We start from the raw sequence: 1,047 nt of genomic DNA on the forward strand, positions 1-1,047 counted from the left end.
ATATCCGACCCATCTGTTTAAAAAGGCAATCCCCATGAACACCATACGCACCAAAATTTGCGGTATTACCCGACCTGAAGACGCGCTGGCTGCGGCCGAATTGGGCGCGGATGCCATCGGGCTGGTGTTTTACGCCAAGAGTAAACGGGCAGTGAGTATTGAGCAGGCGCGGGCGGTTGTGAAAAATCTGCCGCCGTTTGTATCGGTAGTGGCCTTGTTTGTGAATGAAAACGAGCAAACCATTCGCGAGATTTTGCGTCAAGTGCCGATAGATGTGATTCAGTTTCACGGCGATGAAGACGATGATTTTTGCCGTCGGTTTGACCGTCCGTATTTGAAGGCCGTGCGTGTACAGTCCGCAGCCGATATTCAGACGGCCTGTGCCAAATTTCCGAATGCCCGAGCCTTGCTGTTTGATGCCTATCATCCGACTGAATACGGCGGTACGGGACAAAGTTTCGACTGGACCATGTTGCACGGCAATATCGGCAAACCGTGGATACTTTCCGGCGGATTGACTGCGGAAAACGTTGCCGAAGCGGTAAAAATCAGCGGCGCAACAGCGGTGGACGTGTCCGGCGGCGTGGAAATCTCCGGAGGGATTAAGAGCAGGGAGAAAATGGCGGTGTTTATTCAAGCAGTAAAGGCCGTCTGAAATTTTGTTTGAATTCAAAGAAACCGGAATACATATATGCAAGAGCCAATCGTTGAATCCCACCCATTCGCAGCCTTGTTGCCGCTGCAGGCAACGGTCATGATGATGGGGACGTTTCCGCCTAAAGAAGAAAAACACGCGATGCAGTTTCATTATCCGAATTTTCAAAACGATATGTGGCGCGTGTACGGGCTGGTGTTTTTCGGCGATGCGGCGCATTTTCAAAAGCAGGGCGAAAAGGCGTTTGATGCCGATAAAATCAAAGCGTTTTTAAGTGAGAAGGGGATTGCATCCTGTCCGACCGTGTTGAAAGCGATACGCGAACATGGCAATGCTTCGGATAAGTTTTTAAAAGTGATAGAAACCGTCGATTTGGCGGCAGTATTGGCGCA

General features: G+C 50.3%; 1 protein-coding gene and 1 pseudogene. Both read left to right on the forward strand.

Annotated features, from left to right (window positions below; all coding sequences use genetic code 11):
• Positions 1-34: 34 nt before the first annotated feature.
• A complete protein-coding gene (locus tag ACTHS3_RS14365) occupies positions 35-655 on the forward strand; it encodes a phosphoribosylanthranilate isomerase (protein ID WP_070608106.1) in 621 nt (206 codons plus the stop codon).
• A gap of 36 nt (positions 656-691) precedes the next feature.
• Positions 692-1,047, forward strand: a pseudogene (locus ACTHS3_RS14370) (DNA glycosylase); the annotation flags it as partial.

The sequence above is a fragment of the Neisseria sp. P0009.S007 genome, assembly GCF_051962515.1.